Below are 14,690 nucleotides of genomic sequence, written 5' to 3' on the forward strand. Positions count from 1 at the left end.
GCCGGAGTAGGCGTGCCGCCTCTCAGCACGTCGGCTCCGCCCCTTCGGTTGCGACCAGTACCGGATGGCCGCTGTGGTTGAGGTGGTCGCGGACAGCTAGTGGATTGCCGAGGTGAGCCAGGTGGTGCAAGGTCGGGACGATGAGCGGCGAGCCATCCGACTCCAGCAACGAAGTGAAGATGTCGAAGGCGATGTCGGGTTGGCCCACGCTTTGGGCGAACAAGGTCGTCAGCCGAAATCCGTACGTCGCGGCGCAGACCACCAGCTTTCGCCGCACTGCCAGGAGTTCGCCGAGGTCTCTCACGAAGAGCATCGACACGAGTCCTATGGCCGACGACTGCGACGGACTGCTCGGAGTTGTCCGCACTTCGCGGTGCTTTGTCGTCATGGCCGCTCCCTTCTTGCTCGGTAGATCTCAGCCTCGGTCACGGCCACCGACTACGGGGAGGTACTAGTCGCGTCAAAAGCGTCAACTTCTGCGAGAATTACGCACACCGACACGGGGAGCTTGTGTGCAGGCGAATGAGGTTCTGGACGACCTACTCAGGGAGCTGGGCTGGTCACCCCGTACGCTGGCGCGCTGTCTCAACCGCGAATTTGGCACCGCGACGGTCACAGAGACTGCGCCCTACCACTGGCGGGATTCAAACGGTGTCCCCAGACCCCCGCTTCCCGCGCTTGTGGCGCATCTCCTGTCTTGCGAGCTTGGACGATTGGTCACGGTTCGCGAGCTCTGGCAGGGGCGAGCAGGGGACTCCCCGCTGGTCCTTCCAGCAGACGCCGGGATGCAGAGGCCCTGGAACAGAGCCGGGGCGCTAGGGACGATCGACGACTGGGTCGTGACGGGTTTGTTGGACAGGCGACGGTTCCTGGCGATTTCTGGCGCCGGCCTCACCTCGATGGCTAGCGGCTATCTTGATGCTGAGACGTCGTCTCAAGCCGCTGCGTCCGCTGTGGCGGAGAGTCCGCTGATCGAGCAGATTGAGCAGGCAATCCCGCTGCTCCAAAGACTGGATGACGCCAGCGGCGGCGGTAGCCACATTGAGTACGTAGGTGCGCAGTTTCGTTCAGTAGGTCTGCTGGTGCGCCAAGGCAGCCAACCGCGCGCGATCGAGGTTCGTCTGCTTGCCGCACTCGCTGAGATCGGTCAGTTGGCTGGCTGGATGGCATTCGATGCGGGGCTTCACGGCCCGGCGCAGCGCTATCTGTTCACCGCGCTGCGCGCAGCGCACGAATGCGGGTACAGACCACTGGCCGCACACATTGTTGCTGACCTGGCGTTTCAGGCAGCTAGCCGGCAGCGGCCGTCAGACGCGGTCGGCCTCGGGGAATCGGCAGTCCGGATCGCCCAGCGCGCTCCTGCGAGTGTCCGTGCCTCAGTTCAGACCCGTCTCGCTTACGGGTATGCCGTCGCTGGTGATCTCCCTGCATTCGAGCGGGCTCACAGAACTGCTCTTGATGTGCTGGCCGACGGCGACCGGTCGGATGACCCGGCCTGGATGTACTACCTGACGCCGAGCCACCTTGATGCGCAGGCTGGCTACGCGCTGACGCACGTAGGTGTCCTTACTGCGGAAAGCGGCAGAGCGGCAGCAGGTCGGTCCCTGCTGCGTCACGGTGAGAAGCTACTCCGGCAAGGGGCGTACGACAGACCCATGACCGAGACCTCGCAGCGGCGAGCGCTCTTCGAAGGCGCCTGGCTCGCGACCGCAGCCGCCGGTCGAGGCAACCTTGAAGAGGCCTGCGCACTCGGGAGAACAGCTGTGGCCCGGACTGCGACGGTGCGCTCTGCTCGGAGTCTTGAGGTGCTTGCCAGGCTCGCAGCGCGGCTGCGGCGAGCTCAGCGCAACGAGTACGTGAGAGATTTCCTGCCGCTGCTCGAAACGTGCTTGAAGAGGAGGCCATCACCGTGACCAAACCGGTTGTCGTTGTTGGGGCTGGTGTCATCGGGCTGACTACGGCGGTCGAGCTCGCTGAGCTCGGGCACCGGGTGGAGGTGGTGACTGCTGAGCTGTCTCAGGAGACGACTTCAGCCGTCGCGGGCGCCTTGTGGGGCCCTTGGCTGGTTGAGCCGCGCGAGCGGGTGCTTCGGTGGGCGGCGCAGAGCCTGGAGGCTCTAAGGGCACTCGCTGAGGTTCCGGCTTCCGGCGTTCGGATTGCATCCGGCATTGAGGTGTCCCGGGTGGACTACGGCCCACCGGACTGGGCTGGTCTGCAGCCGGACAGGAGACCGTGCACACCGGAGGAGTTGCCGCCTGGGTACATGCACGGCGTGCGCTACAGCGCGCCACTGGTTGATATGCCTGTTCATCTCGACTACTTGCTCGCGCGATTGCAATCCGCCGGCGGAGCGGTGACGGAACGACGGCTGACGTCTCTGGATGACGTCAGCACAGACCCGCAGGCCGCGATTGTGAACTGTTCGGGCATCGGCGCAAGGTCGCTCGTTCCAGACGAGACGCTCTTTCCGGTTCGTGGCTACCACGTCGTGGTCACCAACCCCGGATTGACGGACTTCCTTGAGGCAGACACTGAGGATGGCGCCGATTTGCTGGCCATCTACCCCCATCGCAAGCACGTGGTCCTTGGTGGGACCGCCGAGCCCGGTGTCTGGGACCGTGCTGCCGATGACGAGATCGCGACAGCGATCGTTGACCGATGCGTCAAGCTCGAGCCCAGACTCGCCGAGGCCACGATCCTGGAACATCGAGTCGGGCTACGGCCGACCCGGCCAACCGTTCGTCTCGAGGCTGTGCGGTCGGCAACTGGAATTCTGATCATTCACAACTACGGCCATAGCGGCGCGGGAGTCAGCCTCAGCTGGGGTTGCGCCCAAGAGGTCGCCGGACTGGTCTCCGCAGCGAACTGACCTGACCCCTGGTCCCGCTGAAAACGCCTTCGGCGGGATCACAGGAGCTACCTAGCCCCGTCAGCCCGTTGGCGCTCCGAAGAGGCGCCGGCCCGGGCTGTTGGTGGCGAGCGGTAGCTCGCAGGTCCCGGCGGTGGCCGGGAGGGGATGGACCGCGCTGAGCGGGGGGTGGGCGGGGTGCGGCGCGTAGCTCGGCGACGGAGGAGCCGTGCGATAGCGCCGCGGGGTCAGGCCTGGCCTCGTCGTACGGCGAGGATGTGGGCCGGCTCGCCGTTCGGGTCGAGCTTCACGTAGTTCTGCTGACCCCAACGCCAGGTCGCGCCGGTGATCTCGTCGTACACGGTGAAGGTGTCCTCGGGGCGCATGCCGAGCGCGGCCATGTCGAGGTGGACGACCGTCTCGCGGACGGCGTGCGGGTCGGTGTTGACGACGATGATCACGGTGTCGCTGTGGCCGTCGGGGGCGGTCGTGCGCTTGGAGAAGCACATGATCGCCTCGTCGTCGGTCGTGTGCAGCGACAGGTTGCGCAGTTGCTGCAGCGCCGGGTGTCGGCGGCGGACCGTGTTCAGCAAGGTCAGGTACGGCGCGAGTGTCCGGCCCTCGGCGTCCGCAGCGGCCCAGTCCCTCGGGCGGAGCTGGAACTTCTCGGTGTCCAGGTACTCCTCCGAGCCCGGTCGCAGGGCGACGTGCTCGAACAACTCGTAGCCGGCGTAGACACCCCAGGACGGGGATGACGTGGCGGCGATCGCAGCGCGGATCTTGAATGCGCCCGGGCCGCCGTACTGGAGGTAGGCGGTCAGGATGTCCGGGGTGTTCACGAAGAAGTTCGGCCGCAGGAAGTGGCCGCTCTCCTTGGTCAGCTCCTCCAGGTACTCCTCGAGCTCCCACTTCTCGTTGCGCCAAGTGAAGTAGGTGTAGGACTGGTGGAAACCGACCTTGGCCAGCTCGTGCATCATCGGCCGCCGGGTGAACGCCTCGGACAGGAACACCACGTCCGGGTCGGTCTTGCGGATCTCGCCGAGCAGGTACTCCCAGAAGTTCACCGGCTTGGTGTGCGGGTTGTCGACCCGGAACACCGTGACGCCCTTGTCGATCCACAGCTTCACGATCCGCAGTACCTCGGCGTAGATGCCTTCGGGATCGTTGTCGAAGTTGATCGGGTAGATGTCCTGGTACTTCTTCGGCGGGTTCTCGGCGTACGCGATCGAGCCGTCGGCGCGGACCGAGAACCACTTCGGGTGCTCCTTGACCCACGGGTGGTCCGGGGAAGCCTGCAGGGCCAGGTCGATGGCGACCTCGAGACCGACCTCGCGGGCGCGGCCGACGAAGTACTCGAAGTCCTCGAAGGTGCCGAGCTCGGGGTGGATGGCGTCGTGGCCGCCGTCCTCGGAACCGATCGCCCACGGCGACCCCGGGTCGCCTTCCTTCGGGTCGAGCGTGTTGTTCGGGCCCTTGCGGAACGCCGTGCCGATCGGGTGGATCGGCGGCACGTAGAGGATGTCGAAGCCCATCTTCGCGACCGCTTCGAGCCGCTCGGCTGCGGTCCGCAGCGTGCCGGACTTCCACTCGCCGGTGGCCTCGTCGTACTCGGCGCCTTCGGAGCGCGGGAAGAACTCGTACCAGCTGCCGTAGAGCGCGCGGACCCGGTCGACCCACACCGGGTAGGTCTCCGACGAGGTGATCAGCTCACGCACCGGATAACGCCCGAGCGCGGCCCGCACCTGCGGCGAGATGCCGGCGGCGAGCCGTGCCTCCGGCGGCAGCGCACTGTTGGACAAGGCCTGCGCGGCATCGCCCAGCGTGGCCCGATCAGCCCGTACGGCGGGCGGTACGCCGGCCGCCGCGCGATCGAAGAAGGCAGCCCCCTCGGCGAACATCAGCTCGACGTCGAGACCGGCCGGGATCTTGATCTCGGCGTTGTGCCGCCACGTCCCGTACGGATCGCTCCAGCCCTCGACCGCGAACGTCCACGCGCCCTGCTCCTGCAAGGTGACGTCGACACTCCAGCGATCGGTGCCCGGGGCACCTGGTGTCATCAGCATCCGTCTGGTCTGTCCCGTCGGCGACGTCAGGACGACGTTCGCATTCACCGCATCGTGGCCTTCGCGGAACACCGTGGCCGCGATGGTGAAGGTCTCGCCGACCGCGGCCTTGGCCGGATACGCTCCGGCGTCGACGGTCGGGCTGACGTCGGTGATCGGGATGCGCCCAGTCATGGCGTGGCAGAACCTTCGCTCTCTAGGGTGATCGTTGAACTACAAGCCTGACCGTATCGGTTCCCAGCGTCCACACCGCGCAAGCATGGGTCACGGTTCGGTCCACTGTCTGGGATGTGAACAACCGGTCACCGGACGTAGCTCTGCAAAGTCTTGCTCGTGTTGCAAAAAAGATGCATGCCGGGGGTGTTCTGCCAGCTGATGGCCGGTACGGTGTCCCGGTGCGAGCGATACGACGATTCTCCGTCCGCCCTGTCCTGCCCGAGCCGCTGACCGGTCTCGGCACCCTGGTGAACAACCTGCGCTGGGCCTGGCACCCGGAGACGCAGGATGTCTTCGAGGCCGTGGATCCACAGCTGTGGCGCAGTACCGGCGGTGATCCGGTCCGGCTGCTCGGTGAGGTTCCGGCGGCCCGGCTCGACGAGCTGGCGAGCGACCCGGCCTTCCTGCGCCGGCTCGAGCTGGCCGTCTCCGACCTGAACGGGTACGTCTCCGACGCCAGGTGGTTCCAGGCCGAGGCCGGTACGCCGGTGAGCTCGGTGGCCTACTTCTCCCCGGAATTCGGCATCACCCACGTGCTGCCGCAGTACTCCGGTGGTCTCGGCATCCTGGCCGGTGACCACCTGAAGGCGGCGAGTGACCTCGGCGTACCGCTGATCGGTGTCGGCCTGCTGTACCGGCACGGTTACTTCACGCAGTCGCTGAACCGCGAGGGCTGGCAGCAGGAGCGCTACCCGCTCGTCGACCCCGACGGCATGCCGATCAGCCTGCTCCGCGACGGTGACACCCCGGCCACCATCTCGATCACGCTGCCCGAGGAGCGCGAGCTGCGCGCCCAGATCTGGGTCGCCCAGGTCGGCCGCGTGCCGCTGCTGATGCTCGACTCCGATATCGAGGAGAACGAGCCCGCCGAGCGCGAGGTCACCGACCGGCTGTACGGCGGTACGACGGAGCACCGGCTGCTCCAGGAACTGCTCCTCGGGGTCGGCGGTGTCCGCGCGGTCCGTGAGTACTGCCGGATCACCGGACATGCCGCGCCCGAGGTGTTCCACACCAACGAGGGGCACGCCGGTTTCCTCGGCGTCGAGCGGATCCGCGAACTCGCCGCCGACAAGGGCCTCGACTTCGACACCGCGCTCGAGGTCAACCGCGGTGGCACCGTCTTCACCACCCACACCCCGGTCCCGGCCGGTATCGACCGGTTCCCGGTCGAGCTCATCCAGCAGCACTTCTCGGCCGACGCGTTCGGCGAGGGCGTGCCGATCGACCGGATCCTGCAGCTCGGCGCCGAGGACTTCGAGGGCGGTGACCCGGGTGTCTTCAACATGGCGATCATGGGTCTGCGTCTCGCTCAGCGCGCGAACGGTGTGTCCAAGCTGCACGGGCTCGTCAGCCGCGGCATGTTCGCCGGATTGTGGCCGAGCTTCGACAGCACCGACGTACCGATCACGTCGATCACCAACGGCGTCCACGCGCCGACCTGGGTGGCGCGCGAGATCAACCAGTTGACGCTGGCGACGACCGACCGGTCCGAGTCCGAGGACATTTTCGACGGCCTCGACAAGACCACCGACGCGCAGATCTGGGAGACCAAGCGGATCCTGCGCCAGCGCTTCATCGACGACACCCGGTCGCGGGTCCGGCAGTCCTGGATCAACCGCGGTGCCAGCGACGCCGAGCTCGGCTGGGTCGACGAGATCCTCGACCCCGACGTACTGACGATGGGCTTCGCGCGCCGCGTCCCGTCGTACAAGCGGCTGACGCTGATGCTGCGCGACCCCGCGCGCCTGAAGGCGATGCTGCTGCACCCGACCCGGCCGATCCAGATCGTCATCGCCGGCAAGTCGCACCCGCACGACGAGGGCGGCAAGAAGCTCATCCAGGAGATGGTCCGCTTCGCCGACGACCCCGAGGTGCGGCACCGCATCGTCTTCGTGCCCGACTACGACATCGCGCTCGCGCAGCCGATGTACCCGGGCTGCGACGTCTGGCTGAACAACCCGCTCCGCCCGTACGAGGCCTGCGGCACGTCCGGCATGAAGGCGGCACTGAACGGTGCGCTCAACCTCTCCATCCGCGACGGCTGGTGGGACGAGTGGTACGACGACGAGTTCGGCTGGGCGATCCCGTCCGCTGAAGGCATCGAGGACACCGACCGCCGCGACGACCTCGAGGCGCACGCGCTCTACGACCTGATCGAGAAGCAGGTCGCCCCGCGCTTCTACGACGGCGAGGTCCCCGGCCGCTGGATCGAAATGCTCCGGCACACCATCAAGGAACTCGGCCCGAAGGTCCTCGCGACCCGCATGGTCCGCGACTACGTCGAGCAGCTCTACGTCCCGGCGGCACTCTCGTCCCGTGCGTTGAACGCCACGTACGACGGCGCCCGCGATCTCGCCGCGTGGAAGAAGAAGGTCCGCGCCGCCTGGCCGCAGATCCGCGTAGACCACGTGGAGCTCCAGGGTCTCGGCGACGTACCGCAACTAGGTACAACCGTCGGCGTCCGCGCCTTCGCCGCACTGGGCGACCTAGAGCCCACCGACATCTGCGTAGAGGTCCTCCACGGCCGCGTAGACGCCAACGACGAAATCACCGACCCCGTCCGCGCCACCCTGTCGTTGGCCGAAACCTACGAAGGCAACCGCCACCGCTACGAAGGCGAACTCAAACTCGACCGCACAGGACCTTTTGGTTACACCGTGCGTGTCGTCCCCCAACACAAGGCCCTAGCCAGCCCAGCCGAACTAGGTCTAGCCGCCGGTCCGTCCGACCCCGACGACCCCAGCGCCCCGGACCTACCAGCCGGCTCCGAGTTCTAACCCCCCAACCCCGCCTGCCTCACCAGGCGGGGTTTCTTTTTCCCCGGCCGGCCGCAACCAGCCTCCACACGAGCCGGTACGACGTTGAGCACGGTTCAACCACGTGCGCGGCCGGAAGGTGGTTGACGGGTGCTCAAGGTGATCGCCGGCCCGCGATCTCGGGTCCCTTTGATCGCGGCTCCACGTTGCCTCCGGGCTGCCCCTCACCGCATGCACGCAGCGAGTGCACAGTCGGTGTGCTGTTCGAGGTGTGAAGCGGACCGCCAGCACTCAGTAAGTCGGTGGAGCTCGTTTGGTTTGCGCTCAGCGGGTGGTGATTTTGTGGCTGAGAGGAGGGTTGGTGAGTGTTGGCGGTCCGCTGTTCAGGCGGGTGGCTAGGAGAATGGTGCCTAGGGCAAGGAGTGCGAAGAGGGCGCCTACCCAGCCGACGGAGGGGTAGCTGGCGCCGGCGTCCAGGGTTAGGCCGGCTAGCCAGGGGCCTACGGTGATGCCTACGTTGAAGGCTGAGACGTTGAAGGCGGCGGCGAGGGTTGGGGCGTTGCCGGCGAGGGTGAAGACTCGGGCGTTGACGGCGGGGTTGTTGGCGAAGCCGAAGGCTCCTACCAGGATGATGGCGGGTACGGCGAGCCAGGGGGTGCCGGCGCCTAGGGCGAGCGTGACGGCGGCGGCGATGAGGCCGGTTAGCGCCACGGTGAGGGTGGTGAAGGGGCGGCGGTCTGCGGTTCGGCCGGCGGTGGTGATGCCGATCAGGGCGCCTATGCCGTAGACGGCGAGGACTGCGGGGACCCAGGCGGCGGAGAGGCCGGTGGAGTCGGTGAGTAGTGGGGCGAGGTAGGAGAAGATCGCCAGGATTGCTGCGGTGGACAGTGCGGTGGTTCCGTAGGCGAGCCAGAGGCTTGGGTTGAGGAGTGCGCGGAACTCTTGGCGGAGTTCGGGGGTTGTTGAGGAGCGGCCGCCGGGGATGGTGAAGATGACGCCGACCATGGCGAGGGCTGACATCGCGGCCACTGCCCAGAAGGCGGATTGCCAGCCGAGGTGCTGGCCGAGGGCGGTGCCGGCGGGTAGGCCGACGATGGAGGCGACGGTGAGGCCGCCGGCCAGGACGCTCATGGCGCGAGCCCGGGATTCAGGTCCAGCGAGCTGGATGGCGGTGACCGAGGCGACTGCCCAGAAGCCGGCGTACACGAAGGCACCGGCGACTCGGGTGGCGAGCAGGAAGCCGTAGTCGGACGTGAGTGCGCCGGCGACGTGGGTGAGGGCGAACACGACCAGGAAGGCGAGCATCGCGGCGCGCCGGGACCAGCGCAAGGTGACGACGGCCAGGACTGGAGCGCCGACCAGCATGCCGACGGCGAAGGCCGAGATCAGCAGACCGGCGGCCGGGATCGAGACGTGCAGATCGGTGGAGATCTCGGGGAGGAGCCCGGCCAGCATGAGCTCCGAAGTTCCCTGGGCGAAGATCGCGGCGCCGAGCAAGTAGACGGCGAAGGGCATGGGTTTGCCTTGGACGGACATGGGTTCCTCTGCTCAGAACGCTTGGAGCGCGGCCTCGATGACGGACTGCTGGGCACCGGCCGGCGCACCTCGGCGGGCCGCGACCCGCAGCCCGCCGAGTACGACGTACACGTAGTCGGCGAGCGCGTCCGGGTCCCGACTCGCGTCGACGTCACCCGCGGTTTGCGCGGCGCGGATCTCGTCGGCGAGCGCAGTCAGTTTGACGGCGTGGTCGCGGTCGAGGATCTCGACGAGTTCGGGATCGGTCGGGCCGAGTTCGACCACGGTGTTGATGACCAGGCAGCCGGACGGATCACCCGGATCGGGCTCGACAGCACGCCACAGGATCTGCCGGACCCGTTCCCGGATCGGCAGCTCGGTACGCCGGATCAGCTCGAGCTGCGCCGACGTCGTCTGCTCCATGTATCGCTGCAGCGCGAGATCGAACAGCGACCGCTTGCTGCTGAACGTGTTGTAGATGCTGCTGCGCCCGAGCCCGGTCGCCGTACAGAGCTCCTGCGTCGAGGTCGCTTCGTACCCCGACGCCCAGAACACGCGCATCGCAGCATCGACAGCCTGCTCCTCGTCGAACATCCGCGGCCTGACCATGAGATCGACCGTAGCACGTTTTGGACTGAGCTATCCAAAACTGGTCTCAGTGCTTGGCCAGCTCCACCCAGGCATGCGGGCGACCGGAAGGCGAGGTGAGAAAGGTGCGGCCGTTGGGGCCGAGGGTCGGGTAGCGGTTGACGAGTTCCTTCCAGGCCGCGTCGTCGCCGTTGTCGGCGGCGATCAGGAGCTCGGCGAGTTCGTCGGTGGCGACCGCCTCGGCCTCGGTGAAGGTGGGACCGAGGTCGCCCCAGCTCTCCCAGAGCAGGAGTTCCTCGCCCATCAGGTGAGCGAGTTGGTAGTAGACGTAGGTGCGGATGAACCAGAAGCCGTGCAGGGTGAGCCCGCCAACGTTGACGCCCGGCTCGACGCCGTACACATCGGGGTCGACCCGTCCGGCGCGGGCGTCGCGCCAGGCTTCGGCGGCGGAGACGAACGGGCCGGTCGGCATGTCGAGCGTGTTGAAGGGGTGGTCGTCGGCGGGATCGAGTTGGGCATCCGTCATCACCCAGCGGTCGCCGTTCCAGTACTCCGCGACGACGTGATCGTGGTTGAAGCCCTCGCCGAAGTAGACCGCGAACCCGATCCGGCTGCGGGCCGGAATGCCCTTGTGGCGAAGGGCGGAGACGAAGAGCAGGGTGTAGTCGCGGCAGCAGCCCACGACGCGGTCGAACGGCTCCCGCGGTACGGCGAGCGCCGTACCGTTGCGGTGTTCGTCGGTGGCAAGAATCGACGACACCCAGCGGTGGTCGATCTCGGCCAGGCGGTCGCCGGTGAACTCGATACCGCCACCGCGGTAGTGGATGAGCAGATTGCGGACGACGGCGCCGATGGCCGGGATGTCGTCCGGCAGGGCGTCGAACAGGTGGGCGAACTCGCCCGGATCGCTGTACGGCGTCTGCAGTGCGTAGTCCATCAAACGTTCCTCTCGAGAATGGGTAGGGCGATGTCGACGGCAGGTTCGTCGCGGGGGAGGAGATGGCAGTCGGGGAGGTAGAGCTCGCGAGGTGGTCCCGCCTCGGGGGTGCCGCTGCTCCGGGCCCAGTCGAAGACGAGGTCGTAGGCGAGCATGATGCGCGGGAACGAACACTCGTCCATCGTGATCGTGCAGTACGCCTCACGATGGGCAGGCTCGACCCGGATCGCGATGGAACCGGCCGGGTCGACCAGCCCGTCGAACGGCACGCAGATCTCGACCGTTCCTTCCGCCTCCGGCGTCACGGCGCTGTGGTAGATCACCCACGAATGACCGGTGAGCGATGCGCCGACCGAGCTCAGGTACGACATGATCTCGTTGGTCGCGGACACGATCGCCCCGACCAGGAACTGTTGATCGGTATCGGTCCGGATCGTCGCGACCTTCGTCGCCGGTACGTCGCGGACCAGCACCGGCCGTGGCGTCAGACCGGTGGCGGTGTGGGTCAGCCGGCTCCGCAGGTACTCGAGCGTCGCGCGCCGCGCAGCCGTCGTGGCCTCCTCGGCCGCCCACCACCGATCGAGCCGGATGACGGCCTCGGCATCCGACCCCGCCAGTACGGCGGCGATCGTCGCGAGCGGCATGTCCAGTTGCCGCAGCACGCTGATCCGCCGAGCGCGTTCCAACTGCTCTTCGTCGTAGAAGCGGTACCCGTTGGCCGGGTCCACTCGAGCCGGCGCCAGCAGCCCCGACACGTCGTACAGCCGCAAGGCCTTCTGTGAAAGCCCTGCCCGCCGCCCGAACTCACTGATCGTCAACACGCGACTATCAAACCCTCTGCCCCAGGGGCAGAGTAAAGCGTCAGTTGCGCACGCCTGCGGGGAGTGCGGCGAGCAGGGCGTCGGCGTGGCGGCGGTAGCCGAGGTTGTTGGGGTGGAAGTTGTCGCGGGCGAGCATGCCGCGCCAGGGCGGACGGGCGTACCGGGAGACCTCAGCCACGGGCAGTCCGCGGTCTGAGGCGGTGGTGCTGATGTGCTGGTTGATGCCTGCGACGTACGGACTGACGGCGCCGCCGACGCGCCAGAGGCGGTCCGGCACGGTCAGGTCCATCACGACCGAGGAGGTGGGGAGGCGCTCGATCACCTCGCGCAGGTGGTCGCGGAAACGCTTCGGTGGGGTGGCGAGGATGTCGTTGCTGCCGATGCCGCAGGTGACGAGTGCGGGCTGCAGACCGGCGAGCAGGGGGAGCTGGTCTTTCAGGACGTGCTGGGTCTGCGCGCCTGAGCGGGACAGGTTGAGCACGCGCCATGGAGAGCCGGTACGGCGGAGTGCGTTGAGCACCTGACCGACGTAGCCGTGGAGTGGGCTGGAGGCGCCGAGCCCCTGGGCCGTGGAGTCGCCCAGAACCACCCAGAGCGGACCGGTGGTCGTCAAAGCGGTCTGGTTCTGCTGGGTCCAGTAGTCGGCGTACGTGCGCGCCTGGACGTCGACGTACGCGACCCCGTCGAGCCAGCGCTGCACAGCCAGCCGGGAACTTGTCCGCTCCGCCTCGCCCCACCGCATGATGCCGCGGTGCAGCGCGCCGATGGGCGTAGTCCGCTCGCGGCGTGAGGCGCGGCGCAGTAGAAACATTGGTCCCCCCAAACATGAACAGCAGGTGACCAATGAAGGTACAAGGCGAAGGTTAACAACCCCAGGAACACCTCAGAGCGCGCGCAGCAGCACCAAACAGCGCGGGGGAAGCGGCACGGTCGCGCCGGCCTCGACCTCGGTCACCATGCTGTTGCTGGTGTCCAGAACGACCTCATAACCCGGCGCCCACGACGCATCCGGTACGACGACCTCCCGCACCTCGGAGGTGGCATTCAATGCAAGCAGGAACGAGCTGTCCGTCAGTGCGTTCCCGGCCGCGTCAGTAGCCCGCAGCGCGTCCCCGGCCAGGAACATGCCGATCGTGCGCAGGTTCCCGTCGTGCCAGTCGGACTCGTTCATCTCGCCACCGTGCGGTGCGATCCAGGACAGGTCCTTCCGGCCGCCCGGTACGACGGGTTGTCCGGAGAAGTAGTGCCATTGCCGCAGAGTGGGGTGTGCCGAGCGCAGTGCGATCAGCTTCTTCGTCAGAGCGAGGTGGTCGGCCCACTGTTCAGGTAGCGACCAGTCGAACCAGGAGAGCTCGCTGTCCTGGCAGTAGGCGTTGTTGTTACCGCCCTGCGTCCGCCCGCACTCGTCGCCCATGGTGATCATCGGTACGCCGGTGGACAGGATCAGGGTGGACATCAGATTCGCCATCTGGCGTTTCCGCAACGCACTCACCGACGGGTCGTCGGTCTCGCCCTCCACACCGCAGTTCCAGGAGCGGTTGTCGTCGGTACCGTCCCGGTTGTCCTCGTGGTTCGCCTCGTTGTGCTTGTGGTCGTAGCTGACGAGGTCGCGCAGGGTGAAGCCGTCGTGCGCAGTGACGAAGTTGATCGACGCGTACGGGTAGCGGCCGTCGTCGCCGTACAGGTCGCTGGAGCCGGAGAGCCGGTAGGCCAGGTCCTTCACGCCGTCGGAGGTGTTGCGCCAGACGTCGCGCACGCTGTCGCGGAACTTGCCGTTCCACTCCGACCACGGGGTGCCGAAGTTGCCGACCTGGTAGCCGAAGTTCCCGATGTCCCAGGGTTCGGAGATCAGCTTCACCCCGCTGAGCACCGGATCCGCCGCCACCTCGGACAGGAACGGGTGGTCGACCAGATCGACCTCGTGACGCTCGTTGCGGATCAGCGTGACTGCGAGGTCGAACCGGAACCCGTCGATTCCCATCTCCTCGACCCAGTACCGCAGCGAGTCCATCAGCAGCCGCCGGACCTGCGGGTGCGAGGTGTCGACCGAGTTGCCGGTGCCAGTGACGTCGTACATGGTGCCGCCGGGGCCGAGCCGGTAGTACGCGCGGTTGTCGATCCCGCGGAAGCTCAGCGTCGGCCCGTCGAACCCGCCCTCGGCGGTGTGGTTGTAGACCACGTCGAGGATCACTTCGATGCCGGCGGCATGGAATGCGGCCACCATGGCCTTGAATTCGGCCACCTGCTCACCACGTGTGCCGGCTGACGAGTACTCCGCGTGCGGAGCGAAGAACCCGAGGGTGTTGTAGCCCCAGTAGTTCGGCAGACCGCGGTGTGCGATCGCAGGCTCGGTCAGGAACTGGTGGATCGGCAGTAGCTCGACCGAGGTAACCCCGAGCTCCTGCAGATACGCAATGACCGAGGGGTGCGCCAGGCCGGCGTACGTCCCGCGCTGGTGCTCCGGTACGTCGGGGTGCAGCTTGGTGAAGCCTTTGGTGTGCAGCTCGTACACAACGGTCTCGCCCCAGTGCACCGGCTTGCAGATCGGCGGTGGCGGCTCGGAGTCGCCGACCACGACACTGACCGGGACATGTCCGGCTGAGTCACCCTCTGACGAGTCGTAGATCAAAGGGCTCGCGAAATCGAGCGTGCCGTCGACAGCGCGCGCGTACGGGTCGAGCAGCAGCTTGGACGGGTTGAACCGCAGTCCGTGCGACGGGTCGAACGGACCGTGCACCCGGTACCCGTACCGCTGGCCCGGACCGACACCGGCCACGAAACCAGTCCAGAACTCACCGGTGTGCGCGAGGTCGAGGTTGCGCTGACTGCCGTCGTCGGCGATCAGCGCGAGCTCCACCCGCTCGGCCGCGGGGGCCCACAGCGTGAAGGTTGTCCCATCGGTCTGGACCACTGCCCCCAGACGAGGCTCGGAGGCTTCAGTCACCG

Annotated in this window: 11 protein-coding genes; 3 read left to right on the forward strand and 8 right to left on the reverse strand. The window is 67.2% G+C overall.

Annotated features, from left to right (window positions below; genetic code table 11):
* Positions 1–22 precede the first annotated feature (22 nt).
* Complete coding sequence (locus tag ABD231_RS22120; RefSeq protein WP_344155044.1) at positions 23–388, reverse strand: hypothetical protein; 366 nt, start codon at positions 386–388, stop codon at positions 23–25.
* Between the two features lie 124 nt (positions 389–512).
* On the opposite strand from ABD231_RS22120, the gene ABD231_RS22125 reads away from it, so the two are divergent.
* Both ABD231_RS22125 and ABD231_RS22130 read left to right on the forward strand, forming a co-directional pair.
* Entirely contained in the window at positions 513–1,913 is a 1,401-nt protein-coding gene (locus ABD231_RS22125) for an NsdA family TPR-like regulatory protein (protein ID WP_486336022.1), read from the forward strand.
* Positions 1,910–2,869 carry an FAD-dependent oxidoreductase gene (locus ABD231_RS22130; protein WP_344155050.1) on the forward strand — a complete coding sequence of 320 codons (960 nt, stop codon included), beginning with the start codon at positions 1,910–1,912 and terminating at the stop codon, positions 2,867–2,869. The genes ABD231_RS22125 and ABD231_RS22130 overlap by 4 nt, the downstream gene beginning before the upstream one ends.
* Before the next feature lie 227 nt (positions 2,870–3,096).
* Here ABD231_RS22130 and ABD231_RS22135 read toward each other — a convergent pair whose 3' ends face one another.
* Positions 3,097–5,085: a maltotransferase domain-containing protein gene (locus ABD231_RS22135; RefSeq protein WP_344155053.1), complete on the reverse strand. Its 1,989-nt coding sequence runs from the start codon at positions 5,083–5,085 to the stop codon at positions 3,097–3,099.
* Between the two features lie 221 nt (positions 5,086–5,306).
* On the opposite strand from ABD231_RS22135, the gene glgP reads away from it, so the two are divergent.
* The gene (gene glgP, locus ABD231_RS22140) at positions 5,307–7,904 is read left to right on the forward strand and encodes an alpha-glucan family phosphorylase (protein WP_344155056.1); all 2,598 of its coding nucleotides are present in this window, start codon (positions 5,307–5,309) and stop codon (positions 7,902–7,904) included.
* Between the two features lie 303 nt (positions 7,905–8,207).
* Here the strand turns inward: glgP and ABD231_RS22145 are convergent, their stop codons facing one another.
* The 6 genes from ABD231_RS22145 to glgX form a co-directional block, all read right to left on the reverse strand.
* Positions 8,208–9,398, reverse strand: coding sequence for a Cmx/CmrA family chloramphenicol efflux MFS transporter (locus ABD231_RS22145; RefSeq protein WP_344155059.1), 1,191 nt, complete (start codon positions 9,396–9,398; stop codon positions 8,208–8,210).
* Positions 9,399–9,431: 33 nt separating this feature from the next.
* Positions 9,432–10,007, reverse strand: a complete 576-nt coding sequence (locus ABD231_RS22150) for a TetR/AcrR family transcriptional regulator (protein ID WP_344155062.1) — start codon at positions 10,005–10,007, stop codon at positions 9,432–9,434.
* 46 nt (positions 10,008–10,053) lie between these two features.
* Positions 10,054–10,923, reverse strand: coding sequence for a transglutaminase-like domain-containing protein (locus ABD231_RS22155; RefSeq protein WP_344155065.1), 870 nt, complete (start codon positions 10,921–10,923; stop codon positions 10,054–10,056).
* Complete coding sequence (locus ABD231_RS22160; RefSeq protein ID WP_344155068.1) at positions 10,923–11,744, reverse strand: MerR family transcriptional regulator; 822 nt, start codon at positions 11,742–11,744, stop codon at positions 10,923–10,925. Before ABD231_RS22160 ends, ABD231_RS22155 begins: the two co-directional genes overlap by 1 nt.
* Before the next feature lie 40 nt (positions 11,745–11,784).
* Complete coding sequence (locus tag ABD231_RS22165; protein ID WP_344155071.1) at positions 11,785–12,555, reverse strand: SGNH/GDSL hydrolase family protein; 771 nt, start codon at positions 12,553–12,555, stop codon at positions 11,785–11,787.
* 72 nt (positions 12,556–12,627) lie between these two features.
* Positions 12,628–14,688 carry a glycogen debranching protein GlgX gene (glgX, locus tag ABD231_RS22170; RefSeq protein ID WP_344155074.1) on the reverse strand — a complete coding sequence of 687 codons (2,061 nt, stop codon included), beginning with the start codon at positions 14,686–14,688 and terminating at the stop codon, positions 12,628–12,630.
* Positions 14,689–14,690 lie beyond the last annotated feature (2 nt).

It is taken from the genome of Kribbella yunnanensis, assembly GCF_039529655.1.
Classification (GTDB): domain Bacteria; phylum Actinomycetota; class Actinomycetes; order Propionibacteriales; family Kribbellaceae; genus Kribbella; species Kribbella yunnanensis.

What these genes read in the sequence shown, in the direction of transcription:
- ABD231_RS22155 (WP_344155065.1), bottom strand. Translation starts at nt 10,923, where the DNA reads ATGGACTACGCACTGCAGACGCCGTACAGCGATCCGGGCGAGTTCGCC.
- ABD231_RS22150 (WP_344155062.1), bottom strand. Translation starts at nt 10,007, where the DNA reads ATGGTCAGGCCGCGGATGTTCGACGAGGAGCAGGCTGTCGATGCTGCG.
- ABD231_RS22120 (WP_344155044.1), bottom strand. Translation starts at nt 388, where the DNA reads ATGACGACAAAGCACCGCGAAGTGCGGACAACTCCGAGCAGTCCGTCG.
- ABD231_RS22135 (WP_344155053.1), bottom strand. Translation starts at nt 5,085, where the DNA reads ATGACTGGGCGCATCCCGATCACCGACGTCAGCCCGACCGTCGACGCC.
- ABD231_RS22145 (WP_344155059.1), bottom strand. Translation starts at nt 9,398, where the DNA reads ATGCCCTTCGCCGTCTACTTGCTCGGCGCCGCGATCTTCGCCCAGGGA.
- ABD231_RS22165 (WP_344155071.1), bottom strand. Translation starts at nt 12,555, where the DNA reads ATGTTTCTACTGCGCCGCGCCTCACGCCGCGAGCGGACTACGCCCATC.